Genomic DNA, 25,202 nt, shown 5'->3' with positions numbered 1-25,202 from the left:
ATAAACGCGTTCTTATTTGGAGCGCTTTTATAGCCGAAAATATGTCTAGCGCAAACTGCCCGATACAAAGTTTATCATTTTTATGACGGTAAAATAGAGACTTAAAACAGCTTTTAAAACGCTAAGCTGAAACAGAAAATTTCATTTCATAAAAATATAGAATTTTTTCTATCTAATAAAAATTAGCCAACCCTAAATCAATATAAAGAGGCGTAAATGGCTATTTCAAAAACAGCAAATACACCTATTGATTAGGATTGGCTATTCATTCTTTCGAATAAAGATGCAGATCTTATCCAAAACGTCCCGTTAAATAGTCGCGGGCACGACGTGTCTTTGGACGGGCAAATAAACGATCAGTTGAGCAGAATTCAATCATATTACCCAAATACATGAAGCCAGTATAATCAGAAATACGAGCAGCCTGTTGCAGGTTATGGGTAACGATGACGATGCTCAGGTCTTTTTTCAATTCCATGAGGGTTTCTTCCAACCTTGCGGTTGAAACCGGATCAAGCGCCGAGGCCGGTTCATCAAGCAATAAAACCTCAGGTTCAACGGCCAATCCCCGTGCGACACAAAGACGTTGCTGCTGTCCACCGGAAAGGCTGAGGCCGGAATCTTTTAATTTATCCTTTACCTCATCCCAAAGAGCGGCGCGGTGCAATGCCCGTTCAACAATCCCGTCTATTTCCTGACGTGATTTGTTAAAGTGAAGACGGACACCATAAGCGACATTGTCATAGATCGACATCGGGAAAGGTGTTGGTTTTTGGAAAACCATACCGATGCGCGCTCTGATCTGGGAAATATCGCAATCCAGAGGATCTAATTCCACCTGATCACCACGATCTTTCAATCTAGAAAGCGTGTTATGGTCTGTCAGGATATCTTTGCCATCTAACAACACGCGACCGACCGCATATTGCTGGGGATAGAGGGCATAAATCCTGTTCAGGATACGGAGCAAGGTTGATTTACCGCAGCCCGAAGGACCAATAAGAGCGGTAATCTTGTTCCGTTCTACAGGCAGACTAACATTAAATAAGGTCTGATGTGTGCCATAGTAAAAATCGAGGTTGCGCGCTTCCAGATTAAGATTTTCTGTTGGCGGGGGTGCAATAAACTGTTCGAGGTCTTCGACCATGTTTTCGTTTTTTGTCATTAGCGTTTTCCCCCTCTGGTCATAACGCGTCCTAAAATATTGATGGTTAGAACCGCCATAGCGATTAACAATGCACCGACCCATGCCAAATTGCGCCAGTCGTCATAGGCGCTCATAGCGAATTGGAAAATAGTCGTTGGCAAACTGCCCATTGGTTCCGACATATTGAAAGTCAGGAACTGGTTTCCAAGGGCGGTGAAAAGCAGCGGTGCGGTTTCACCACTGATACGGGCAAAACCAAGCAAACCGCCCGTTAACAGTCCAGGGGCTGCGGCTTTCCAGATAATCGAACGAATAACCAGACCTTGCGAAGCACCCAGCCCCATCCCCGCTTCTCTAAGCGTATCGGGTTGCAGTTGTAACATATCTTCGGTGGTTCTGGTCACAATCGGCATAGCGAGCAAGGCCAAAGAAACAGCCCCGGCGAAACCGGAGAAGCCATGGAATGGCCGAACCATGATTTCATAAACAAACAGCCCAACCAGAATAGAAGGCACAGAAAGCAAAACATCATTTAAAAAATGGATTGCCCGACCATATTTTGAATTGCGGCTATATTCAGAAAGCCATGTTCCAGCCAGAATACCCAGTACAACGGCAATAATCATCGCCGCCAAGCACATCGCGATTGAACCGATGATAGAGTTTCTTAAACCGCCAGACATCCCTGGGGATGGCTGATCTTGCGTGAAGACCGAAAGATGCAACCCTCCGGCACCATTTATGATGAGAGACCCTAAAATAAGGGCAAGCATACCGATCGCCAATAAAGTGGACAAAGTGCACAAAGCCACGAAAATTTTATTGATGAGACGGCGTTTTAAATTGCTGTTCATAAAAATGCCTAACTCCGCTTACCAATAAGAAGCCGAGCCAAGATCAAAACCAAGAAGGTGATCATAAACAGAACCAGACCCAAGGCGGTTAAGGCCGCGCTGTGCATTTCGCTGGTTGCTTCGGTAAATTCATTGGCAATCGTTGATGCAATTGTGGAACCGGAATCGAAGAGAGAATGCGGTAAGCTATGGGTGTTACCAATAATAAAGGTGACCGCCATGGTCTCCCCTAAGGCACGTCCCAAGCCCAGCATGATGACCCCGATCAGCCCTCTCTTGACATAAGGAATAATGACCGAGCGGACGACTTCGAAAGGTGTCGCCCCCAAACCATAGGCGGCTTCTCTGACCTGAGCAGGTACCGTCAGGAATAATTCCCGAAAGACGGATGCCATATAAGGCAAAATCATAATCGCAAGAATGAGGGATGCCGTAAGGATATTGGCACCATTAGGCACACCGGCAACCATTTTACCCAGCCATGAATCTGATGAAAGATTCATCAAAAGCGGAAACTGGATGTAATGTGCAAACCACGGAGCCAGAACGAATAATCCCCACATACCGTAAACAATCGACGGGATACCCGCCAAAAGTTCAACCGCAACCGCGATGGGTCTAGCAAGGATTACAGGGCAAAATTCTACCAGAAAAACAGAGATACCGACCGCCAAAGGCAAAGCCAGTAACAATGCCAAAAAGGAAGTGATCAATGTTCCGATAATGGGGCCTGCTGCACCATAGATTTCGGAAACAGGGTTCCATTCGCTAGAAAGGAAAAAATTGATTCCGAAAGCCTTGAATGCCGGCCAACCACCAATGGTCAAGGAGACGATGATACCGGCCATAGCCACAAGTGTCAGAGTCGCCGCAGAAAAACAGAGGGAACGGAAAATCATTTCCCCTAATGAACCTGAGGAAAAAAGACGATCTGATCGAGAAGGTTGGGACAATGAAGAATCACTCATAAAATCTATCCGACTCTCTTCTGACAGCTATCATCTTTTTCCTCATATCTGCTGTGGCTGATTTAAGAAGCATATTCTGCAAACAGCCTGACTACACTTAGCGGGCGCTATAGACAGCTTTCCCGTTAACCTGAACTTCTGTTTTCCACTGTTGGCGGATGAACGTCTTCACTTCTTTCGGTAGCGGTGCATAGTCAAGAGATAAAGCGTCCTGATCGCCATTCTGATATCCCCAATCGAAGAATTTCAAAATTTCGGCAGTCGTATCAGGCTTGCTCGGCGTGCGGTGTAACAGAATATAGGTTGTCGAAACAATGGGCCAGCTCTCTGAACCCTTTTGATCCAAAAGGGAAATGTTATTCCCCGCTGCATGCGTCCAGTCAGCTGAAGCAGAAGCCGCCTTGAAGCTTTCCGTAGAAGGATGCGGGAAGCGCCCTTCACTATTGGCAATCAAAGCATAAGGCACAGTGCTTTGACGGGTATAGGCATATTCGACATATCCGATAGCACCAGCCGTCTGTTTAACAAAGGCTGCGACCCCGTCATTACCTTTACCACCAAGACCAATCGGCCATTGGACAGCATCGCTGGCACCGACACGGGAAGCCCATTCAGGACTTTTAAGCGTCAGATAAGACGTAAATTGGAAAGAGGTGCCGGAACCATCCGCACGATGAACGACCGTAATCGGTACCGGCGGCAATTTTAACCACGGGTTGATCGAAGCAATACGGGGATCATTCCATTTGGTAATTTTACCAAGATAGATATCGGCAAGAATGCTGCCGGTTAAATGCAATCGGCCTGACCGTAAGCCCGGTAAATTGATAATAGGAACGATGCCGCCCATCACCGTTGGGAACTGATATAGACCGTCTTTGGAAAGCTCTTCGACTTTCAATGGCTTATCAGAAGCCCCAAAATCGACAGTGGATGCTTTTATCTGTTTGATACCCCCACCCGATCCGATCGGCTGATAGTTAATAACAACACCGGTCTGGCTACGGTATGAGTTGGCCCATTTTCCATAGACAGGCGCTGGGAATGTCGCACCTGCACCAGAGATTGTCGTTGCATAGGCTGTGCTGCCCAAAAGGCTGACGAAACCAATAAGAGCAGCTATTTTCTTAACCATAACAGCACTTCTTTCTTTTATGCCGGATATTTTGGGTATTTCTATAGCCTCGAGCTGTACCCATCGCATATTGCATAATAATGACAAAAACGCGTTTTTTCTTTTTTAGCTATAAAATAATAGCCGCATTTGCTTCCTGAAATCGGATATAGCCTGTCACATATCTATCATAGAACTGTCACAAAACTGCCATCAAACTGATAGAAAAACTGTAACATGCCTAATTTATGCTTCTGCCTTGAGGACCTGGGGTATGTGCAGGAGCATATATGCAACGTATTTTTCAATCGCTAAGAAAAAGTAGTAGCTTGATCCCTGTACTAGGTGTTCTGGCGACTTTCCCAACAATATCGTCTCCAGTTTACGCCGCCCTGACATCATCCTCCAAAAAAACAAAGCCTGCCCGATTTTCAACACAAGCCGAGATAACAAGGCAGGCAGAGGAGATTCGTCAATTACATGCCGAATTAAAGGCATTGGCGATGAAATTGGATGCCCAACAAAATAATAACAATAATACCAGCACAACGGTCCTTGCCCAATCACAAATTCCTCAAAATCAAAATAATGTTGCAGGGGCACAATCCGCATCGACACAACAAGCATTACCATCAGATGCACAACTAAAATTGGCTGCCGCAATCGATTCCATTCCCGACCAAGTTCATAAACAGGTTGAGAAATCGGTTTCCCAACGGATCGATAAAAATCTGAAATTCGGTGATTGGTTCAGCAATACCCATATTGGTATGCGGATGTATGCCAATGCCAGCTGGGCAACCTACCGATCAGATGGTCAAGCCGCGGCATGGATGCCAGCCCGAACATCGGCACCAACGGCAACCAACACACCAGCGGGTAACATAGGATATGATACCAAAAACAGGCCGATAGGTGATTCTATCGGCTTTGATTTGAAACGTTTCTATTTGATGGTTGACCATAAGTTTAATGACAACTGGGCTGCCCGTTTGACAACTGATGCTTCTTATATAGCGGGTGTCGGCGAAACGATTTACATCAAACATGCTTATTTAGAAGGCAAGCAATCCGATGCTTTATCGGTTCGCTTCGGTGCTGCCGATCTTCCATGGTTGCCTTTTGTTGAAAATCTTTACGGTTATCGCTGGGTTGAAAATACAACCTCGGAAAGAGCGAATTTCGCAACCTCGGCTGACTGGGGTATTTTTGCCATGGGTAAGTTATGGAACGGTTTACTCGAATATAACATGGCTGTGGTCGATGGTTCTGGTTATCGGTCACCTTTCCGGTCGAAAAATCCTGACTTTGAAGGCCGGATCAATGTTAATTATGCTGGATTCACGGTCGGTGGTGGTGCCCATATCGGGCATCAGGGACAAGAACGTGGGCAAATGGGCGAATATGTCTATAACGCCGCCCAACGGTATAATGCGATTATCGCTTATGTGCATGGCCGTTTCCGGTTCGGTGCTGAATATTTCTATGCGAAAGATTTCACTAGCTCGGCCTTGGATTGTAATTTGAATGCCTGTGATGCCTCTAGCTCTCTCTACAAAAAAGATGCCGGACAAGGGGCTGCTGGATGGGGATCTATCCGTCTTATCGATAAAGTCTCGTTATTCGGGCGCTATGATTGGGCGCAACCTTATATGAGAAGCGACTCTCATTTCAGGGATCACTATTTCAATGCGGGTGTTGATTGGCAGCCGATCAAAAATATTGATATCGGCCTTGTCTATAAGCAGGAAAATGTCACCAATCACGGTTATACCGGAACCGTGCCAGTCTATATCAACACTACCAACGGTTCGTTGGGCGGTATGAGAAGCGCTTCTTATAAAGAATTAGGCATCTTTACGAATTTCAATTTCTGATCTTTGGCATCAGAAACAGAAGCAATAAAAAAGAAGGCATCTTTTTCGGATGCCTTCTTTTTTGGAGTTATATCTAAAGAGATTATTTTTTGTCGCGCAATTGATCGCGAATTTCACGCAGCAAGACGATGTCTTCTGGCGTAGGTGCTTTTTCGGCGATTTTTTCTTCTTTTTTCGCTTCGGTTGTATCTAATTCTTTTTGTAATTTGGAAGCGAGCTTCATGATCATAAACAGGATGAAGGCAACGATCACAAAATTGACCACAACCGTCAAAAACTGTCCATAACCGAAAAGCGGAACACCGGCCTTTTTCAAATCGTTATAGCTGGTCAACGAACCCGTATAACCGGCAGGGACAGCGCCCAAACGGATGAAAAATCCAGAAAAATCAACACCGCCAAAGACAGCCCCGATAATCGGCATCAAAAGATCGCCGGTTACAGAACCAATGATCTTGTTGAAAGCATCGCCCATAATAACCGCGACACCTAAACCGAGCACATTGCCTTTGCTGATAAAATTCTTAAAATCAGTGAGTATTGACATAATCTTCCTTTTACGATTCTGGAGATTTATCCTATCTATGAAGACCGAATTTCCAAAATAAAATTCACGTTTCGAAGCGGGGTAAATAGTCCAAAATCGTGATTCTTGAATATAAAAAAGGCCATGATATTAAATATTTTTTTCTGATATAGTAAATTAGAAACATAATCTGGGCTTCATTTGTTCAATAGAAAACATATTAATTTTATCATTAACCGGAGATTTTTTATGTCTTTGTTACGCCGAGCTTCTCCTTTTTTGCTTGCTCCGGTCGCTATCGTTTCTCTTTCAAGCTGCGGTATTAACCAAATCCCAGCTTCGGAAGAAAATGCCAAAGCACGTTGGGCAGATGTCCAGAATGAATATCAGCGCCGCGCTGACCTTATTCCCAATCTGGTTGCAACTGTGAAAGGATATGCCACCCACGAAAAAGATGTGCTGACGGCGGTTACAGAGGCACGTGCCAAAGCAACATCGATGAATGTTACTGTCGATAATCCAGATTCAATGAAACAATTTGCCGAAGCCCAAGGGCATTTAAGCATGGCTTTGGGACGTTTAATGTCTGTTCGGGAACAATATCCCCAATTACAGGCAGATCAGAATTTTCTGGCGCTTCAAGCACAGTTAGAAGGTACCGAAAACCGTATTACAATTGCAAGGCGGGATTATAACGAAGCCGTTCAGCAGTATAATACTTTGGTCAGAACCTTCCCGAATGCAATCGGTGCCAAAATATTCTATGGAGCAAAACCGATGGTTCCATATGAAGCAACGGCGACGAATGCCCAGTCTGCGCCTACTGTCAGCTTTGATGCTCCGGCAGCGCCTGCAACCTCTAACACCCAGAAATAATAGGATTATGAAGCCGGTAGCTATGCGTTTTTCCAGAAAAAATTTATCATCTTGTTACCGGCTTTCAGGGCTATTGCTGCTTTTTGTATTTTTTGTTCTTATCAAAAATACCGCAGCTTTTGCTCAGAAATTTCCGGAGTTGAGCGACCAATATGTTGTCGATGATGCCCATATTTTGTCCTCACAAGAGGAAAAACAGCTCAATTCGGAATTAGCCATTATCGAGGCTAAAAGCGGTCATCAGATGGTGGTCGTAACCTTAAACGATTTACAAGGCTATGATCTCCGCGATTATGGATATCGTTTAGGACGCTATTGGAAAATCGGTCATGCCAAAATTAATGATGGTCTGATCTTTTTAGTTTATACCAATCACAATCAGGATCACGGCCGGAAAGTCAGCGTTGAAGTCGGTTATGGATTAGAGGGTCAGATTCCGGACGCTTTGGCCTTTACGCTTCTTCACCAGAAGGTAACGCCGGTGATGAAAAAAGATCCGAAAAAAGGCATCGCAATAGCTGTACAAATTTTTGGTGATCTTTTGACAGACCCCAATGATGAGTTGAAATCAAAATCTTTGGCCGCCGAGCAGTCATATCAAGCCAAAAGGGATAATGCTGCCCTGCCCTCTAATGTAAAGCCATTACCGCCTATACATCCTCTTTTTGGATGATTGTTCTCGGTGGAGGTGGCTTGTTGATTATTGCGCTGGTTAGCGAAAACAAATTTCGCGCACAAAAGAAGATACAAACTTTGTCGAATAATCATGGGGTATTACCACCCAAAAGTTGGTTCGCGATATTTTTCTCGACCTTATGGTCGGTCATCAAATCTATTTTTTCTGCGCTCTATGTGGTTCTAAAGTTTTTTCTGGCCGTTCTTTCGATTTTTTCCCTCCTTTCCATGTTCTTTAATCGCCGTGGTGGCGGTGGCGGTGGCGGTGGCCGTGGAGGTTCGTCTGGTGGCGGCTGGGGCGGCGGAAGCGATTTTGGCGGTGGCGGAGATTCTGGGGGTAGTGATTTTGGCGGCGGCGATGGTGGCTCCTTTGGTGGTGGCGGTGCTTCTGACGATTATTAAAAGCCTTTATCCTGCCCTTTTGCAGGATAAAGCTTACCGTTTTTTGAAATGGAGCCCCGATTGCCTCTACCGATAGCCGTTTTCCAAGTGTAGCATGACCATTTGGATAGGCGTAAAAGATGTCGCAGAATTCTGAAAAAACCTCCTTACCGGAAGCCGAAACGCTTTATTCTGGGAAATTCATTATTTTGAAGCGGCGTGGCACATGGGAATATGCCAGTCGCCCCCGTAATATGGGTGCCGCCGTTATTATCGCTTTAGATGGTGATTCCGTTATTCTGGTTGAGCAGCAACGTATTCCCTTTGGTAAGAATACGATTGAATTACCAGCCGGTTTAATCGGGGATAGCGATTCCAATGAATCGGTTGAAACGGCCGCTGCACGCGAATTGATAGAAGAAACCGGCTATCAGGCTGATAGCATTGATAGTCTAGGACAATTCGCAGCTTCACCTGGAATGACTTCGGAAAGTTTTTTTCTCGTCCGTGCCCGCAATCTCAAAAAAATATCAGATGGCGGTGGCGTCGATGATGAAGATATCACTGTTCATCGGGTGAAATTATCGGAATTGCAGCGTTTTCTTGAACAGAAACGGCAAGAAGGCTTCGTGATCGACTCCAAACTATTATTACTTTTGGGGCCGGTTTTTCTGGGATTATCTGTTTTTGAATAAAATATAGAAAAGATGGTGACCCCGGCGTGACTCGAACACGCAACATCCTGCTTAGAAGGCAGGTGCTCTATCCGGTTGAGCTACGGGGCCACTAGCGCCATGCTCTATACGCATTTGATCGCGATTTTCAACCATTTAATATTTCAAGATGAGCTTTGTTTTTAAAAAGGCCATTTTTTCTGACCGAAAAAACCGATTTTATATAGAAATCCCCCTTCCCTTTATATCGGGAAAGGGGATTTTTTCGTTTTTAGAAGTGAACGCCAATAGACATTTTGAAAGAACGTCCCATCAGGACTTCATAATAACGGGTCATACTGATTGATCCCGGATATTCCGGAAGCGCATCAGTGATATTATTAACCATAAGGCTGGCATCAACATGTTTGTTGATTTTATAACCAATAGTCATGTTGAAATAGGCAAAGTCAGGCCGTTTGTTATTTTCATAAGTCAGATCAGATACCTGAACCGCATAACGTGCCTTACCATACCAAAGCGTCTGCCACTGGAAGGTCAGTTTATCACGCGTATAGTTTAGATTCAGCGTGACGTTATCTTGCGGCTGCGTTGTGGTACCGAATAAATCATAGGTACTTGTCAAAATCTTCTGCTCGTTTTTGACATAGTGAATATAATTACCCGTTAATTCCAGCGTACCGGCTGAATCAGGCAGCCCTAAGCGACGCAGAGGAAGCACATAATCAATTTTCCCCTGAATAGCCTGCATATGCTGGCTAGCCACGTTGTAATAGCCTTCAGCAAAATTGGTTACCTGATGGGTAGATGGATCGCGGGTAAAAGAACCACAATAGCTGCTATTGGGATAGGATGCAGAATCATAGCAGGCACTCATTAAGTCCCCGAGACCAAGAGATGTGATCTCATTATTGACTTTAACATCAAGATAAGCCGCGTTGATCGTTAATCCCGGAACGAAATGCGGCGTAAAGTCGATCGCAGCGGTAAAGCTATGCGATGTCTCATTTTTCAAATGGCTGTTACCGCCACTCGTCCCCGGCATCGTCTGGTTAACAATCTGAGACTGGAAGTTAGTCGGAATGCCCGCGGCGGCACAATTGGCACGTCTTGTTGCCGGATTAGGCCCTGAATCCAGAAATTCATAAGAACAAGGATCTGACGCTGAGTCATAGACGGTGCCTTTAGGCGCAAACAATTCGGTAACCGAAGGGTTACGTACGGATTGCGCATAGTTACCACTCAAACCGAAATCACGGGTTGGCCACCATGAACCGCCGAACATATATGTCCAGTAGCTGCCCGTCATACTATTCTTAATGTAGCGGCCATTGGCCGTCAGGCTAAGATTGTAGGCACCTGTGACATGCATCTTTGGTGAAATCAGCGGAATGTCTAATTCACCAAAGGCTTCATGGGTATGATAGGCACCGCTAACCGCCGTAATAGCCGCGGAATTACCATAACGCCGTCTTGTTCCATCCGATAAAAGCTCACCTTCAGCAAAACTTCCCGGATTGAAATTATAGCTTTCCCGACGGTGTTCGTAGCCGATATCCCAACGGATATCCCCAGCCGGAAGCTTAACAATAGTGCTGTTAATTTCAGCCTGAATGTCACGCTGGGAGTTACGGTTTTTACTATGAACATCAGAAATGACATAGTCTTTCGCAGCTTGTGACATTTGGTTAAATCCGAATGGATTTAACGGTGAACAGGTAGAACTTCTGGTCGCCGCCGTTGAATTTACATATCCAGGGGTACAGATAATATTACCGCTGGCATCTGTTGTCGCATTCAAGGCATTGATGAAATTTTGGGTATTAATTGAAGGCTGCCAAGTATCATTGAAATATTGGCTATATTCACCGCTGATTTTCCAGTTAAAATGCCGCCCCAAAGCATTAAAGTCACCATCAAGACCACCTTGCAATCGATACATTTGGTCTTTGGTTCTGAACATACCCGCATCCAGATCCTGATTAAGTCTTTCCATATAGAAAGTATCAGTCGGTTGTCCGGCAGCCTGAAGAGCATTGATAATCGTAGTGCGTTCAGCTGGCGTCAGGAATGGATTGTTGGTGCTTAATGTCAACGGGCCATTAACGTCGGTATAGCCACTATCCGGATCTCCGTTTAAATAGCTATCCATGGTTAATGGGCCTTGGAATCCCGTATCCTGCCACGTGCCTTGCGCGGTCTGACTTTTGGCTTCGCCGCGCTGATACCAGCCCTGCCATGTCGCATGGATATGATCGCTCAAATCATAATGACCAAGGGTCGTCAAATTGAGGTTTTTGGATGGGGTATATATTTGGCTATAATCGCTAAGCGCGATACCATTCCCGCCTAATCCGTAATAACCGTCCCGAATTAAGGTATCCGCAGTCAAAGGAACAAGCGATTTACCATCCTGACTGAACATAGCAGCCTGATTGCCATTTCCAGCCGGTACCCCGATATCCACTTGGTTAAGATAGGTCGGATAAGACCCATAGGTGCCTGCCGTAAGTGGCATACCCGTAACCGAGCTTTGGATATAACGCCGTCCTTTTGTAAAGACATAGGAGTAAGGCGAGGTGCTCCCCACGGGTCTATGGGAATAAGACGTTTTTTCCGAGCCAAAAACATTATTTCTGTCTTTCGCAAGAACGCCGCCGCTATGACGATATTCAACATCAAAGACGATACCGCCCCGCCCTTCATCAAAGTCGGTGCCGCCTTTGAAGTAGAATTTTTCCTGAGGCGCTTTCAACCGTTGGGTAAAACCGCCTTGTGCATTGAAGTCGATGCCTTTGAAGTGGTCATCCAATTGATAGTTAACGACACCAGCCACGGCATCAGCACCATAAGCGGCACCAGCACCGCCATATTTTGTATCAATCTTTTTAATCAAGGAAGTTGGAATAGTACCGACGTCAACCTGTGAACCGGAACCGCCACCGAAAATAGAAGCGGTCGCGCCTCCGACCATCCGCATACCGTTAACCAAGGTCAAAGTGCGTTGATCACCCAACCCAAAAAGAGAGACAAAGGATTGTCCCGCACCGTAGCTACCCTGTGTCCCGATAGGACTATTATTCGGGACAGAAAAAGCTGGATTTTCACGCAATAATGCTAATCCAAGATCAGTATAGCCACGTGATTTAATCTGCTCTTCACCCAAAGATGATCCGGCCATAACGTTGGAAAGGCGAGATTGTGACAATCGCGTTCCCGTAACCGTGATGGTATTCGCATCACCGGCTCGATAATCGGTTTTCTTCTGGCCTGATTTATCAGATTTATTCTTTGTGTTTTTGGCTTCGACTTTTTTGTCTTCAGGCAGACTTTGTGCCGATGTATTATCTGCTGACAAAATAGGTGATTGTGCCTGTTGAAGGTCGCTTTCGCTTTGTGCCGCCAAAGCCGGTGCCGAAAAATAAGAAATACCGGCTAACAGGCTTAAACGAAATAAATGCACAGGCCATTTTGATGACAGCCCAGAACGACGTTCCATAGATTATACCCCCCCATTGGTAAAACCGTGAAATGCGTGATGATACTCGCTTTATTTTTGTAACATGGTAATTGTGTTTATCAATAGTTTTGTTTTTATATTTCTCTAAATAATTTTTATATGCATGTAAAAAATAACTTTATAATTTGATTAAATTTTATATGGGAAATATATAATTTTTTAATTTCCATTTTGGGCTTTAATGTCAAAAATATATCAAGTTTTTTTGATATTAAATTTTATGTACTTTGATTTTTTGTAAATTAATAAACCAATAATCCGTAATTAAATAAATTTAAATAATTAATTTAATTATTTTTTTAAATTTTTATTATCAATAATTTTTTAATGTTAAATATCCAAATTGGATAATCGTTTTTGAATTTTGTGAAAAAAATTTCAAAGGCGGCTTTTATCCAACAAGGATTTTTATCATTAAAAAATTTAATCTTATTATCCAAAAAAATCCATATCCCGACAAATCAACGGTTTGGACAGATTCGGCCTTGCTTCAAGAAAAAAATATTTATTAAAAACGATGGAAATTACCTTATCTAGTATGTGATCAAAAATCTTATACAAGATAATGATTTTACACACCTTCTAAAATGTATATGGATAGGGCGAATAACGATTAATCTGACACCTATCGGGAAGACATTGCGTTTGAAGAGATGCCCATTCAGCGCCTCGTAGGAACGCTCTTGATTTTAATGGCTGAAATTTCTGGTATTAGGAAAAAAACATGACTCTTCCTTCGGAAAGCAAAAAAGATGATGCAAAAAAAGCCGATAAAAGACGCTTTAATATCATAACGGATCCGAGCCGAGATGCCTTGCTGACAGTTTTCGGTAAAGCAACGTTAGATGATCGTTATCTTTTACCCGGAGAAAGCTATCAGGATCTGTTCGCACGCGTGGCGGATGCCTATGCCGATGACCAAGAGCATGCGCAGCGTCTCTACGACTATATTTCCCGTTTGTGGTTTATGCCTGCGACACCGGTATTATCGAATGGCGGTACCAAGCGAGGTCTGCCGATTTCCTGTTATCTGAATTCAGTGCCGGATAGTTTGCAGGGCATTGTTAATATCTGGAATGAAAATGTCTGGCTGGCATCTCGCGGCGGCGGTATCGGCACTTATTGGGGTAATGTGCGCGGTATTGGCGAAGCTGTCGGTTTGAACGGTAAAACCAGCGGTATTATCCCTTTTGTGCGAGTGATGGATTCTTTAACGCTGGCCATCAGTCAGGGATCTTTGCGGCGAGGTTCGGCCGCCTGCTATATTGATATTTCTCATCCCGAAATTGAAGAATTTCTGGAAATTAGAAAACCATCAGGCGATTTTAATCGTAAGGCATTGAATTTGCATCATGGGGTTTTGCTTTCGGATGCCTTTATGGAAGCGGTTCGCGATGGCAAGCCATTTGATCTTATTTCGCCTCATGATGGTTCCAAGCGGGGACAAGTCGATGCCCGCAGCTTGTTCCAAAAGCTGGTAGAAACCCGCCTCCAGACGGGCGAGCCTTATATTGTGTTCATTGACCATGTGAACAACAACATGCCTCGCCATCATCAGGCTTTGGGCTTGAAAGTTTCAACTTCAAATCTTTGCTCTGAAATCACGCTTCCGACGGGAACCGATCATCTCGGTAATCAGAGAACGGCTGTTTGCTGCCTATCCTCTCTCAATCTGGTGACGTGGGATCAATGGCATGACGACAAGCGCTTTATTGAAGATGTCATGCGTTTCCTCGATAACGTTTTGCAAAGCTATATCGATAATGCCCCCGATGAAATGTCTCAGGCACGCTATGCCGCCATGCGGGAAAGATCTGTTGGCTTGGGGGTGATGGGATTCCATAGCTTCCTGCAAGCGCGAAAAATACCTTTTGAAGGCGCTTTGTCGAAAAGCTGGAACCTCAAAATTTTCCGCCATATCAATACCAAGGTCAACGAAGCCTCTATGATGTTGGCTAATGAGCGTGGTCCCTGCCCTGATGCGGCTGATATGGGCGTTATGGAACGCTTTTCCTGTAAAATGGCAATTGCCCCAACCGCTTCGATCAGCATTATTGCAGGGGGAGCCTCAGCCTGTATCGAGCCTATTCCCGCAAATATTTACACGCATAAAACTTTGTCGGGCAGCTTCGTCGTCAAAAATCCTTATTTGCAGAAAGTTTTGCAGAATAAATCCAAGGATTCTGATGCCGTTTGGAATTCTATTCTGGAACAGAATGGCTCTGTCCAGCATCTCGATTGCTTGACGGCAGAAGAAAAGGATACGTTCAAAACCAGCTTTGAAATTGATCAGCGTTGGTTATTGGAAATGGCCGCTGACCGTACACCCTATATTGATCAGGCGCAGTCGTTGAATCTGTTTATTCCGGCGGATGTCGAAAAATGGGATTTATTGATGCTGCATTTCAGAGCTTGGGAAATGGGCATGAAGTCACTTTACTATCTTCGCTCAAAATCCTTACAGCGCGCAGGCTTTGCTGGTGGCGTCGAAGCCGATAACACGCCGCAAATGAGGCAGATTGAAGTCGAAATGCGGGATTATGACGAATGTCTCGCCTGCCAATAGTTTAACCTAAAAATATGATTAATCCTGATCCTATAGCCTTATCTGATAAGATTGAGGCTATAGGATTTTCTTTTTCACCTACAAGAAAATCATGCCTTATCCTTTATATCCTCATGATTTTCCTTTCTTTTTTGATTTTGCATTTTTCGGAGACGCAAATTCTGACGGAGTGCTTCGGCTAAAAGCTTTTTTTTGTTATCAGCTTGGTTTTGATGCATTTTTTCGAAAATTCTCTATTTTTTTAAGAAAAGTTCATATCGTTCTTGACTAACGGGAATAGTTCATTCATAGGAGCGCCTCACCACAAAAAAGTGGTTGTGCTGCCGTAGCTCAGTGGTAGAGCGCATCCTTGGTAAGGCTGAGGTCGTGAGTTCAATCCTCACCGGCAGCACCATTTTATCTTAGAAAAAACATCCCCAAAATTTAAAAGTTTCGGCCACCAAAAGGGTGGTTATTGGCATGTCCATGCCTCTTGATGCCGTTCCCTTTTTAAAAGAAAACCCGCCTACATTTTCTGCAAGCGGGTTCCCAATAAAATTAAAGGCTTTTGGCGTTACGTTCACCGAGCAAGCGCAGCCGTAATGCATTCAGCTTGATAAAGCCTGCAGCATCCTGCTGATTATAAGCGCCAGCATCATCTTCAAAGGTTACAACCTTTTCAGAATAAAGCGTATTCGGTGATTTACGTCCAATGACGTTCACACTGCCCTTATAGAGCTTTAACCGGACGGTTCCGCTGACCCGTGCCTGACTATGATCGATCGCGGCTTGCAACATTTCACGTTCTGGTGAGAACCAGAAGCCGTTATAGATCAATTCAGCATAACGCGGCATCAATTCATCTTTCAGATGCATGGCGCCACCATCCAGCGTGATCTGTTCAATACCACGGTGAGCCTGAATCAAAATCGTGCCACCTGGGGTTTCATACATGCCGCGTGATTTCATGCCGATGTAACGGTTTTCGACCAGATCAAGACGGCCAATACCATGCTTGCGACCCAAGTCATTCAGCTTGGTCAGCACTTCGGCTGGCGTTAAAGCTTCACCGTTAATGGCAATCGCCTCGCCTCGTTCAAAATCAATGGTGATGATTTCAGGCGTATTCGGGGCATCTTCCGGATTGACCGTACGGGAATAGACATAGTCCGGCACTTCCTGCCACGGATCTTCAAGAATCTTACCTTCTGAAGAGGTGTGCAGCAAATTGGAATCAACCGAGAAAGGCGATTCGCCGCGCTTGTCTTTGGGAACAGAAATCTGACGGGATTCAGCATAAGCAATCAGCTTGCTGCGGCTGTTCAGATCCCATTCGCGCCAAGGTGCAATAACCTTGATATCCGGTGCCAGCGCATAATAACCCAATTCAAAACGAATCTGGTCATTACCTTTTCCGGTTGCGCCATGCGCAACAGCATCGGCACCCACCTGACGGGCAATTTCAATCTGCCGCTTGGCAATTAGCGGTCTCGCAATCGAGGTGCCGAGTAAATACTGACCTTCATAAAGGGCATTGGCGCGCATCATCGGGAAAACGAAGTCACGAACAAATTCTTCACGGAGATCGTCCATAAAAATATGTTCAGGCTTGATGCCCATCATTTCAGCTTTTTTACGGGCGGGTTCAAGTTCTTCACCCTGACCAAGATCAGCCGTGAAGGTAACAACTTCACAACCATAATGTTCTTGCAGCCATTTCAAAATAACGCTGGTATCAAGGCCACCTGAGTAGGCGAGTACGACGCGTTTTACTTTTTCGGTCATGAAACTCTCCGGAATGAATTTAATAAATGCGGCAATGTTTTTACCGTATAGCCGCCGATTGCCACGCTTATGATGGCGATTCAAGCGCCATACTGCCTAAAAATTTTACGGCCTATCTTATCAACAAAGAAAGGCATCCTATTATAGTATAATCAGACAATATTCATAAACTGCCTGATACCACATCACCTTAGAGAAAATACTGGGAATTATATTGCTGTAGAATAGTTTTCCACTTGTCTCTTGGAGTAAGGTCAAAATAATGAAAAAGAAAAATTTTCTTTTGAGTGGTCTGTCGTTGGCGTCCGGCTTGTTTTTAGCAACGACACCTTTGACGCAGGCTTTAGCACAAGATGTCCCCCCCCACATCCTGCCAATTACACGCGTCGAGACACAAGCTCGGGTAAAACAAGACTTTGAGAAATTTGATCTTGATCATAATGGCGTTGTGACCAAAGCCGAATTCCAGACGGTATTGGCAAATGAAAAAAATCAATGCCAAGCCATGATGGAAAAATTCAAAAATAAAAAAGCTGGCGATCATAAAGGCCATACGCCGCCTCCAGCCAGCGCTGACGGCACGCCTCCGCCAGAAGATGGTAAAGGCGGTCATCCGCACGGACATCATCATATGTGCGATATGGATAAAGGCCCTGTTTCTCATTGGTTTGACCGCGCTGATACCAATCATGATGGTCAGGTCACCTATGACGAGGCCAGCAGCGAAATTTTAGGCGCTTATGATGCTGTTGATACCAATCACGATGGTGTCATTTCGCCGGATGAACGAAAAGCGGCCTTTGAAAAATGGAAAGCGGCTCACCCCTTCCCCAAGCCGTCTTCTAAATAATTTAGAAATCAAGGTCGCAAAGAAAATCCCTGCCTCGAAAAAGGCAGGGATTTTTTATTTATGATTTAGCCCGTAATTGGGTTTCACGCTCGAACATATAATCCCGCGTTATCGGTAAGCTGTCCCTTTTTCGGGTATATTGAATCTGGTAATTGCACATCTGGCCATATTGGAAGGCCGCCGATGCGCCCGCCAGATAGAAAGTCCACATACGATAGAAACGAATATCGTAAAGCTTGATAATATCTGCTCTGGCTGCCAACACATTTTCATACCAGTGATTCAAGGTATACATATAATGCAGCCTTAAATTCTCTACATCGCAAAGGATAAGGCCGCTATGCTCGCTAGCAGACACAATTTCCGATAAAGCCGGACAATACCCCCCTGGGAAAATATATTTATTCGTCCACGGGTCAGTTGCTCCCGGCAATCCCAGCCGTCCAATCGTATGCAGCAGCATAACACCATCTTCGGTCAGAAGATCGCGACAATGGTTGAAAAAGCTTTTGTAATAAGGGGGGCCAACATGTTCGAACATACCCACCGAAACGATGCGATCAAAGCGGCCTTTGACCTCGCGATAATCAATCAACTCAAATTTAACCCGATCTTCGACACCCGCTTCTTTGGCGCGTTTTCGGGCAACCTTTAATTGCTCTTCGGATAAGGTAACGCCCAAAACCTCGACATCAGCAATCTGGCTGAGAAACAGCGCCATCCCGCCCCATCCACAACCGATATCCAATATTCTTTGGCCTGATTCTAAGGCTAATTTTGAGGCGATATGTATTTTTTTATCAAGCTGAGCTTGGTCAAGATTGTTGTTTGGATCGGTAAAATATCCGCAGCTATACTGACGATCTTTATCCAAAAAGAGATTATATAAGCGATCATCCAGATCATAATGATGCGCTACATTTTGTTTTGAACGTTTTTCCCAGTTAAAACGCTGAAAACGGTTTGTAACATGCTGTAGCGTGCGGGGAATAATCCCGCCTTCCAGCATATTGGCATTATCCCTGATGGTATTTTTCAGGATAAGGCGGACTAGCCCCATAACATCTTCGTCATCGACGGTCATGCGCCCGTCCATATAAGCCTCTCCCGATCCCATATAAGGATGGGAGGCCACAAAATGGGGCGCCTCCGGATCATGGAAACGCACCGTTACCGGAGCTTCGCCTTCCGACACACCGTAGGAATGGCGCTGGCCATTTGATTCGACAATGATCAGTTGTCCTTGTCGAACCAGCTTTTTCAAGAATCTATCAAGTAGCCACATGACAAAAGTTTACATGCTTTAACTTTATAGAAAAAGGAAGAAATACTCCTTTTACCCTATTATAATGTAACCATTTATTGCCGCTTGGATTCTCTTTCGGCGGCTGATTTCAACTGGCCACATGCAGCCATAATATCCTGCCCTCTTGTGCGGCGAACAGGTGCCGAAATACCGGCGTTAAAGACGATATCCGAAAAACGGGCAATCCGTTCCGGTGTCGAACATTCATAGGGTGAATTCGGCCAAGGATTAAACGGAATCAGATTCACTTTCGCGGGCAAGCGGTAATATTGCAGTAACCGCACCAGCTCATGCGCATCCTCTTCACTGTCATTTTGTCTTTTAACATCACATATTCAAAAGTGATCCGGCGGGCATTGTTGATCCCGGGGTAAGCCGCACAAGCTGCCAGTAATTCTTCAATCCCGTATTTTTTGTTGATCGGAACGATTTCGTCACGGACAACTTTTGTCACAGCATGTAAGGACACCGCCAGATTAACGCCTATTTCTTCTCCTGCCCTTGCCATCATCGGTACAACACCAGAAGTTGAAAGCGTAATGCGACGGCGGGATAAGGCGATACCATCGCCATCCATAACCAATTTCAGCGCATCACGTACATTGTCGAAATTATAAAGCGGCTCGCCCATCCCCATCATGACGACATTGGTCAGCAGACGCCCTTCTGGCTTGGATGGCCATTCATCAAGGCTGTCACGGGCAAGCATAATCTGGCCAACAATTTCACCGACGGTCAAATTACGCACCAATCGCATCGTTCCGGTATTACAGAAACGACAATTCAAGGTGCAGCCTATCTGGCTGGAAATGCATAGCGTTCCACGATCGGCATCGGGAATAAAGACCATTTCGTAATCATAGCCGTCATCGGTCTTTAAAAGCCATTTACGGGTGCCGTCGGTCGATATCTGCATGGTAACGACTTCGGGGCGGGAAATGACAAAGTGATCAGCCAACCATGGACGCATGGTTTTGGCAATGTCGGTCATGCCATCAAAGGTAACCGCGCCACGGTTATACATCCAATGCCATAACTGTTTTGTCCGCAATTTTGCCTGTTTTTCGTCCAGCCCTTTGGATGTCAACGCTTGCCGCATTTCTTCACGTGACAAGCCCAAAATATCAATCCGTCCGTCTTTACGGGTTGCTATCGGCTTTCCGGCATCATTTTGATTATCTATCCGGCTATCGGAAACTACAGAGGTCATAAATATGCAAACTCACAAACAAAACTAAAGGCCGCAACAGGCCTCGGGGTAAAATGGCGATTTCAAAGGAAAGACCAGCCGTTATTCTTTGCAATTACCCGAAAAACGCGCCTTTTTCCACTAACCTTATTGGGGTTAGAATTGGGAAATGAAAGGCCGCTTTTACAGGGATAATTTTTAATGAATGTCTTTCCGCTTCAAATAAGCGGTAACCAGAAAAGATGCGACCGCAAAAAGCACAACAGCAAAAATGAAAAATTCACTTTGAGAGATTGGGATTACGGTTATCTTTTGTCCGATAGAGATATTTAAGCGATCATTTACAAAGCGCGTGCCATAAGCCCAAGGATAGAAAAGCCATCCTTTTGCGTCAAAAAACTCACTGACCGGAACGCTCATAAGGGTGCAAATGGTGCCAAAAATAACTGGAAATCGGGTATTTGAAAAAAACCAGCTCAAAGAATGTTGAATAAAAAGAACGGGCAGCATCACAAAAGGCAGCAAGAGAAAGCTGTTCACAAGTGACAGATCAAGACTATTACCCGCCATATCTGTATGACTGCCTATCAGAAAAGCCGAACTGTAAACGAGAACCATCATAATATTGGAAAAAAGCAACAATCCCCATTCGATGGACAACTTTGCAAAAAACAAATGACAGGGACGCAGCGGTAATGTCAGCATCAATCGCCAACTTTGGTTACTATGCTCTATTCCGTTAAATTTGGCGGCCAAAATAACAATGAAAAAGGAAAACGCAAAACTGCTCCAGAAGAAAAGGATCGTTTGCCAAACCTCTTGCCATGCGGTGATATCCAGAAAGATATCTTTATGATGTCCGGCCAACCACCCGATCAGCGCCGTCACCACAGCCGGTAAGATCATAAACAGCAATAACCGGCGCGGATGTTCTGTCTTCAACCACTCGGCTTTGATAAGTCGGCTCATCAGAGAAAACATATCCTGCGTTTTTTGCACAGTCATAGAATAATTTAAGCCTTATTTCTGGAAATAGCCATTTGCTGCGAAAACCATTGTTCCAAAGAGGGTTTTTCTAAAACAGCCTGATAAAATTCGATATCGGCGGCCATAAGCTGGCGATAAAGAGCAGAGGCTTCTTTTCGGGTAATCTTCTCGACCAGCAATTGATGCTCGCCATAACGGCTTACTTCATATTTTGCTTCCAGAAGAAAGTTGAAAGCTTTTTCAACATCCAAAACGTCAAGAAGCAATGCAGAGCGCCCTGCGGCTCGGATCTCTTCCAACTGTCCCTGAAACAGAATTTTACCTTGATCTAACAAGGCAAGATGACTGGCTGTTTTTTCAACTTCTTCCAGTTGATGGCTGGAAAAGAATATGGTGCAACCGGTTTTCTCCGGCAAGCTTATCAGTAATTCCCTGATTTCCTTGATACCTTCAGGATCAAGGCCATTGGTCGGTTCGTCCAGAATCAACAATTCAGGATTCCCTAACAGCGCATGCGCCAAAGCTAAACGCTGCCGCATTCCCAAAGAATAAAGGGCAATCTTCAAACGCGGCTCGGTATGAAGATTGACTATTTCCAGAACCCGATCAATTTCCTGATAGGGAATATTTTTAATCACACAGCCTATTTTTAAAAATTCACGGGCTGTCATATGATTATAAAGGCTGGGGGAATCGACCAAACAGCCCATCCGTTCCAAGGCAGGTATCGGCTGACTTTGCATATCCTGCCCCAACACGATAACTTTGCCAGAAGTTATCCGGTAAAGACCGGTAATAATACGGATGGTCGTTGATTTTCCCTGACCATTATTGCCAAGAAAGGCAAATAAACTACCCTTTGGAACGGTCAGGTCGATATTTTTCAAGACAGGACGTGTCCCGAAATTTTTTGAAACACGGGTGAGCTGAATAGCTGCGGGCAAAATTTTCTTCCTTTTCACCGAAAAAATAAAAAGAAGTCAGGATAGGGCATAAACTATTCAGCAAAGCGCCTAAATTATGGAAGAATTATACTTCTCGATAAGGCTGTAAAGTATATTCGGTCACACCAAAAGCCGCGAGGTCTGTTTTCATCTCCGCCAAAGCAGCATCATCCAAAAGCGGCGGATAAACGGTTGTGCGTATCTGATAATTTACACCGCTTTCCAAAAGATAGCCAAGGCTTTCTTTTACTTTTTCGGCGCTATTGGGAATGCGGGTTACCTGATCGTATTTTGAAAAAGGCGCTTTAATATCAAAGCCGACCCATTTGACGAAAGGTAATAACTTCTGGAAACGCTCTGGATTCATGCCTGCTGTGTGAAGGCCGATCTTCAAGCCTATATCTTTGACCGCTTGCATCGCGTCGAACACGGCTGCCTGTAATGTTGGCTCACCGCCTGAAAAAACAACGCCGTCCAAAAGACCGCGACGCTGCTCTAAAAAAGCAAGAACATCATTCCAAAGAATTCGGTTCTCCTGATTGCCGCTTGCCGATCTTAACGGCTGATTATGGCAATAAGGACAATCCCAGCTACAGCCCTGACAAAAGACAGTAGCGACCAGCTCCCCTGGCCAGTCGCAACTGGACATGGGAGCCAATCCACCGATCCTAAGATCAGTTGCAGCCACAGCTATTCTCTTCGAAATAACGACGCTGGCCAAATTCACCCTGTTTACCAATGTTGAAAGAGGAAACCGGACGATGATAGCCCATAACGCGCGTCCAGATTTCGCAAGGCTGGCGTTCTTCGTCTTTCAATTCGATTTTAGCAAAATCCTGTGTATCTTTTTTCATCTCGGTCATGCGTATCTCTCCTTCTTGGATAATCGGGTGAATATCTAAAATTCTTAAGCGGCCTTATTGTTGCATTTCGCTGCAATCAATTCTGCATCGCATTTGGGGCAGAATTTATGCTCACCTTCAAGATAGCCATGTTTCGGGCAGATCGAGAAAGTCGGCGTAATCGTAATGTAAGGCAGTCGGAAATTTTCCAGCGCGCGCCGTACCATTTTTTTACAAGCTTCGGCATTGGACATGCGCGAACCCATATAAAGATGAAGCACTGTCCCGCCGGTATATTTGCTTTGCAAAATTTCCTGACGCTGCAAAGCTTCAAACGGATCGTCGGTAAAATCAACCGGAAGCTGGCTGGAATTGGTATAATAAGGATTGGTTTCGCTACCAGCCTGCAACATATCGGGGAAACGCTTTTTATCCTCACGGGCAAAACGATAGGTCGCCCCTTCGGCAGGTGTCGCTTCCAAATTGTAAAGATGACCGGTTTCTTCTTGGAAAGAAACGATTCTCTCACGAATATGGTCGAGGAAACGAACAGCAAAAGCAGCGCCCCACTCGGTCGTGATATCTTCTTTATTTTCGGTGAAGTTACGGATCATTTCATTGACGCCATTGATACCCAAGGTCGAAAAATGATTTCGCAGGGTGCCAAGATAGCGTTTGGTATAAGGGAATAAACCGTTATCGATATGCTTTTGGATAACTTTCCGCTTAATTTCGAGGCTGGTGCGGCCGATATTCAGCATCGTATCGAGACGGTCGAAAAGCCCCTTCTCATTCCCGCGATGCATCCGGCCAAGACGCGCACAGTTGATCGTCACAACGCCCAAGGAACCCGTCTGTTCTGCACTACCGAAAAGACCGTTACCGCGCTTTAACAGCTCGGTCAGATCAAGCTGAAGACGGCAGCACATGGAACGCACCATATGCGGCTTCAGATCGGAATTCAGGAAGTTCTGGAAATAAGGCAAACCATATTTAGCCGTCATTTCGAAAAGGCGGGTTGCATTCTCGCTTTCCCACGGAAAATCCGGCGTAATATTATAGGTCGGAATCGGGAAGGTGAAAACACGCCCTTTGGCATCGCCTTCGGTCATGACTTCCATATAAGCACGGTTAATCATGTCCATTTCTGGCTGAAGATCGCCATAGGTAAAGGGCATATCTTCGCCACCGATAACCGGAATCTGATCCTTTAAATCATCAGGGCATGTCCAATCAAAAGTCAGATTGGTAAAGGGTGTCTGGGTGCCCCAACGCGAAGGCACATTCAAATTATAAATCAATTCCTGAATATACTGGCGAACCTGTTTATACGTCAGGCTATCCTTGCGAATAAACGCTGACATATAGGTATCAAAGGAACTGAAGGCCTGCGCCCCTGCCCATTCATTCTGCAACGTGCCAAGAAAGTTAACGATCTGTCCGATAGCACTCGACATATGTTTCGGCGGGCGCGCTTCAACTTTACCGGGAACCCCGTTCAACCCTTCTGTCAACAGCGTCCGCAGCGACCAACCGGCGCAATAACCGGAAAGCATGTCCAGATCATGGATATGAAGATCGCCGGCGCGATGAGCTTCACCGACTTCCGGCGGATAAATATGGGATAGCCAGTAATTGGCAACCACCTTACCGGAAACGTTCAGGATGAGACCACCCAAAGAATAGCCTTGGTTGGCATTAGCATTAACGCGCCAATCGGCCTGTTCCAGATATTCATTGATCGAGGATTCAACCTTGACGATGGTTTCCTGATCTTTACGCGATTTTGATCTCTGTTCGCGATAGACAATATAGGCACGCTGTGTGGCAATATAGTCAGCGGAGACCAAAACCTGTTCAACGATATCTTGAATCTGTTCTATTTCTGGCGCACGGTCGGAAAAGCGATGCATAATCACTTTTTGAGCCTGCTTGGCTAAACGAGCGGCCTCGGCATGATTAAATTCGCCCGTAGCAGCACCCGCTTTTTCGATAGCCGTTCTGATTTTATCATTATCAAACAGAACTTTGTCGCCGTTACGTTTTATAACAAACGCCGGAAAAGTCGGTGCCGCACGAGCCATTTTGTACCCCTAAATCTTTTCATGGAAATAAAAAATAAGCCATACATCTTCCGCCGGC

At 45.0% G+C, this 25,202-nt stretch carries 20 protein-coding genes, 2 tRNA genes and 1 pseudogene; 8 read left to right on the top strand and 15 right to left on the bottom strand.

Annotated elements, in window-relative coordinates:
* Positions 1-292: 292 nt before the first annotated feature.
* From FBY58_RS05090 to pstS, 4 genes are all read right to left on the bottom strand, one after another.
* Positions 293-1,165, bottom strand: coding sequence for a phosphate ABC transporter ATP-binding protein (locus FBY58_RS05090; protein WP_141919784.1), 873 nt, complete (start codon positions 1,163-1,165; stop codon positions 293-295).
* Entirely contained in the window at positions 1,165-2,001 is an 837-nt protein-coding gene (gene pstA, locus FBY58_RS05085; RefSeq protein WP_141919783.1) for a phosphate ABC transporter permease PstA, read from the bottom strand. The genes FBY58_RS05090 and pstA overlap by 1 nt, the downstream gene beginning before the upstream one ends.
* An 8-nt stretch (positions 2,002-2,009) precedes the next feature.
* Positions 2,010-2,969 (bottom strand): phosphate ABC transporter permease subunit PstC, encoded by a 960-nt coding sequence (pstC, locus tag FBY58_RS05080; RefSeq protein ID WP_141919782.1) that lies wholly within the window; start codon positions 2,967-2,969, stop codon positions 2,010-2,012.
* 97 nt (positions 2,970-3,066) lie between these two features.
* Positions 3,067-4,104, bottom strand: a complete 1,038-nt coding sequence (pstS, locus tag FBY58_RS05075) for a phosphate ABC transporter substrate-binding protein PstS (protein ID WP_141919781.1) — start codon at positions 4,102-4,104, stop codon at positions 3,067-3,069.
* A gap of 269 nt (positions 4,105-4,373) precedes the next feature.
* Between pstS and FBY58_RS05070 the strand changes: the two genes are divergently transcribed.
* Entirely contained in the window at positions 4,374-5,960 is a 1,587-nt protein-coding gene (locus tag FBY58_RS05070) for a porin (protein ID WP_141919780.1), read from the top strand.
* 82 nt (positions 5,961-6,042) lie between these two features.
* On the opposite strand, the gene mscL is transcribed toward FBY58_RS05070, so the two are convergent.
* A complete protein-coding gene (gene mscL / locus FBY58_RS05065) occupies positions 6,043-6,507 on the bottom strand; it encodes a large conductance mechanosensitive channel protein MscL (protein WP_141919779.1) in 465 nt (154 codons plus the stop codon).
* Between the two features lie 228 nt (positions 6,508-6,735).
* On the opposite strand from mscL, the gene FBY58_RS05060 reads away from it, so the two are divergent.
* The 4 genes from FBY58_RS05060 (at position 6,736) to FBY58_RS05050 (ending at position 9,113) form a co-directional block, all read left to right on the top strand.
* Positions 6,736-7,362 (top strand): LemA family protein, encoded by a 627-nt coding sequence (locus FBY58_RS05060; protein ID WP_141919778.1) that lies wholly within the window; start codon positions 6,736-6,738, stop codon positions 7,360-7,362.
* Between the two features lie 139 nt (positions 7,363-7,501).
* Positions 7,502-8,035, top strand: a complete 534-nt coding sequence (locus FBY58_RS09535; RefSeq protein WP_260432117.1) for a YgcG family protein — start codon at positions 7,502-7,504, stop codon at positions 8,033-8,035.
* A gap of 80 nt (positions 8,036-8,115) precedes the next feature.
* Complete coding sequence (locus FBY58_RS09530; RefSeq protein WP_260432116.1) at positions 8,116-8,439, top strand: hypothetical protein; 324 nt, start codon at positions 8,116-8,118, stop codon at positions 8,437-8,439.
* Positions 8,440-8,558: 119 nt separating this feature from the next.
* Positions 8,559-9,113 (top strand): NUDIX hydrolase, encoded by a 555-nt coding sequence (locus tag FBY58_RS05050; protein WP_141919777.1) that lies wholly within the window; start codon positions 8,559-8,561, stop codon positions 9,111-9,113.
* 13 nt (positions 9,114-9,126) lie between these two features.
* On the opposite strand, the gene FBY58_RS05045 is transcribed toward FBY58_RS05050, so the two are convergent.
* A tRNA-Arg gene (locus FBY58_RS05045) sits at positions 9,127-9,203 on the bottom strand.
* A 160-nt stretch (positions 9,204-9,363) separates the two neighbouring features.
* On the bottom strand, positions 9,364-12,591 hold the full coding sequence (locus tag FBY58_RS05040; protein ID WP_141919776.1) for a TonB-dependent receptor: 3,228 nt from the start codon (positions 12,589-12,591) through the stop codon (positions 9,364-9,366).
* Positions 12,592-13,336: 745 nt separating this feature from the next.
* Between FBY58_RS05040 and FBY58_RS05035 the strand changes: the two genes are divergently transcribed.
* Both FBY58_RS05035 and FBY58_RS05030 read left to right on the top strand, forming a co-directional pair.
* Entirely contained in the window at positions 13,337-15,178 is a 1,842-nt protein-coding gene (locus tag FBY58_RS05035) for a ribonucleoside-diphosphate reductase subunit alpha (RefSeq protein WP_141919775.1), read from the top strand.
* A 319-nt stretch (positions 15,179-15,497) separates the two neighbouring features.
* Positions 15,498-15,572, top strand: a tRNA-Thr gene (locus tag FBY58_RS05030).
* A gap of 143 nt (positions 15,573-15,715) precedes the next feature.
* Here the strand turns inward: FBY58_RS05030 and FBY58_RS05025 are convergent.
* On the bottom strand, positions 15,716-16,942 hold the full coding sequence (locus FBY58_RS05025) for an argininosuccinate synthase (RefSeq protein WP_141919774.1): 1,227 nt from the start codon (positions 16,940-16,942) through the stop codon (positions 15,716-15,718).
* Positions 16,943-17,204: 262 nt separating this feature from the next.
* Between FBY58_RS05025 and FBY58_RS05020 the strand changes: the two genes are divergently transcribed.
* On the top strand, positions 17,205-17,792 hold the full coding sequence (locus FBY58_RS05020) for an EF-hand domain-containing protein (protein WP_141919773.1): 588 nt from the start codon (positions 17,205-17,207) through the stop codon (positions 17,790-17,792).
* Positions 17,793-17,850: 58 nt separating this feature from the next.
* Here FBY58_RS05020 and FBY58_RS05015 read toward each other — a convergent pair whose 3' ends face one another.
* The 7 genes and pseudogenes from FBY58_RS05015 to FBY58_RS04985 form a co-directional block, all read right to left on the bottom strand.
* On the bottom strand, positions 17,851-19,077 hold the full coding sequence (locus FBY58_RS05015; protein ID WP_141919772.1) for a cyclopropane-fatty-acyl-phospholipid synthase family protein: 1,227 nt from the start codon (positions 19,075-19,077) through the stop codon (positions 17,851-17,853).
* A gap of 74 nt (positions 19,078-19,151) precedes the next feature.
* Positions 19,152-20,308: pseudogene (gene rlmN, locus FBY58_RS05010) on the bottom strand (23S rRNA (adenine(2503)-C(2))-methyltransferase RlmN).
* Positions 20,309-20,485: 177 nt separating this feature from the next.
* Positions 20,486-21,292: an ABC transporter permease gene (locus tag FBY58_RS05005; RefSeq protein WP_260432115.1), complete on the bottom strand. Its 807-nt coding sequence runs from the start codon at positions 21,290-21,292 to the stop codon at positions 20,486-20,488.
* Between the two features lie 8 nt (positions 21,293-21,300).
* Positions 21,301-22,218 carry an ABC transporter ATP-binding protein gene (locus FBY58_RS05000; protein WP_141919771.1) on the bottom strand — a complete coding sequence of 306 codons (918 nt, stop codon included), beginning with the start codon at positions 22,216-22,218 and terminating at the stop codon, positions 21,301-21,303.
* An 85-nt stretch (positions 22,219-22,303) separates the two neighbouring features.
* Positions 22,304-22,906, bottom strand: coding sequence for an anaerobic ribonucleoside-triphosphate reductase activating protein (locus tag FBY58_RS04995; RefSeq protein ID WP_141919770.1), 603 nt, complete (start codon positions 22,904-22,906; stop codon positions 22,304-22,306).
* A complete protein-coding gene (nrdD, locus tag FBY58_RS04990; protein ID WP_141919769.1) occupies positions 22,893-23,081 on the bottom strand; it encodes an anaerobic ribonucleoside-triphosphate reductase in 189 nt (62 codons plus the stop codon). The genes FBY58_RS04995 and nrdD overlap by 14 nt, the downstream gene beginning before the upstream one ends.
* Before the next feature lie 44 nt (positions 23,082-23,125).
* A complete protein-coding gene (locus tag FBY58_RS04985; protein WP_141919768.1) occupies positions 23,126-25,144 on the bottom strand; it encodes a ribonucleoside triphosphate reductase in 2,019 nt (672 codons plus the stop codon).
* Positions 25,145-25,202 lie beyond the last annotated feature (58 nt).

It is taken from the genome of Zymomonas mobilis, from assembly GCF_006715975.1.
GTDB classification, from domain to species: domain Bacteria; phylum Pseudomonadota; class Alphaproteobacteria; order Sphingomonadales; family Sphingomonadaceae; genus Zymomonas; species Zymomonas mobilis_B.
The sequence above is the reverse complement of the archived record's forward strand: the minus strand, read 5'-3'. Positions and strand labels throughout refer to the sequence as shown.

What these genes read in the sequence shown, in the direction of transcription:
- FBY58_RS05090 (WP_141919784.1), bottom strand. Translation starts at nt 1,165, where the DNA reads ATGACAAAAAACGAAAACATGGTCGAAGACCTCGAACAGTTTATTGCA.
- pstA (WP_141919783.1), bottom strand. Translation starts at nt 2,001, where the DNA reads ATGAACAGCAATTTAAAACGCCGTCTCATCAATAAAATTTTCGTGGCT.
- pstC (WP_141919782.1), bottom strand. Translation starts at nt 2,969, where the DNA reads ATGAGTGATTCTTCATTGTCCCAACCTTCTCGATCAGATCGTCTTTTT.
- pstS (WP_141919781.1), bottom strand. Translation starts at nt 4,104, where the DNA reads ATGGTTAAGAAAATAGCTGCTCTTATTGGTTTCGTCAGCCTTTTGGGC.
- FBY58_RS05070 (WP_141919780.1), top strand. Translation starts at nt 4,374, where the DNA reads ATGCAACGTATTTTTCAATCGCTAAGAAAAAGTAGTAGCTTGATCCCT.
- mscL (WP_141919779.1), bottom strand. Translation starts at nt 6,507, where the DNA reads ATGTCAATACTCACTGATTTTAAGAATTTTATCAGCAAAGGCAATGTG.
- FBY58_RS05060 (WP_141919778.1), top strand. Translation starts at nt 6,736, where the DNA reads ATGTCTTTGTTACGCCGAGCTTCTCCTTTTTTGCTTGCTCCGGTCGCT.
- FBY58_RS05050 (WP_141919777.1), top strand. Translation starts at nt 8,559, where the DNA reads ATGTCGCAGAATTCTGAAAAAACCTCCTTACCGGAAGCCGAAACGCTT.
- FBY58_RS05040 (WP_141919776.1), bottom strand. Translation starts at nt 12,591, where the DNA reads ATGGAACGTCGTTCTGGGCTGTCATCAAAATGGCCTGTGCATTTATTT.
- FBY58_RS05035 (WP_141919775.1), top strand. Translation starts at nt 13,337, where the DNA reads ATGACTCTTCCTTCGGAAAGCAAAAAAGATGATGCAAAAAAAGCCGAT.
- FBY58_RS05025 (WP_141919774.1), bottom strand. Translation starts at nt 16,942, where the DNA reads ATGACCGAAAAAGTAAAACGCGTCGTACTCGCCTACTCAGGTGGCCTT.
- FBY58_RS05020 (WP_141919773.1), top strand. Translation starts at nt 17,205, where the DNA reads ATGAAAAAGAAAAATTTTCTTTTGAGTGGTCTGTCGTTGGCGTCCGGC.
- FBY58_RS05015 (WP_141919772.1), bottom strand. Translation starts at nt 19,077, where the DNA reads ATGTGGCTACTTGATAGATTCTTGAAAAAGCTGGTTCGACAAGGACAA.
- FBY58_RS05005 (WP_260432115.1), bottom strand. Translation starts at nt 21,292, where the DNA reads ATGACTGTGCAAAAAACGCAGGATATGTTTTCTCTGATGAGCCGACTT.
- nrdD (WP_141919769.1), bottom strand. Translation starts at nt 23,081, where the DNA reads ATGACCGAGATGAAAAAAGATACACAGGATTTTGCTAAAATCGAATTG.
- FBY58_RS04985 (WP_141919768.1), bottom strand. Translation starts at nt 25,144, where the DNA reads ATGGCTCGTGCGGCACCGACTTTTCCGGCGTTTGTTATAAAACGTAAC.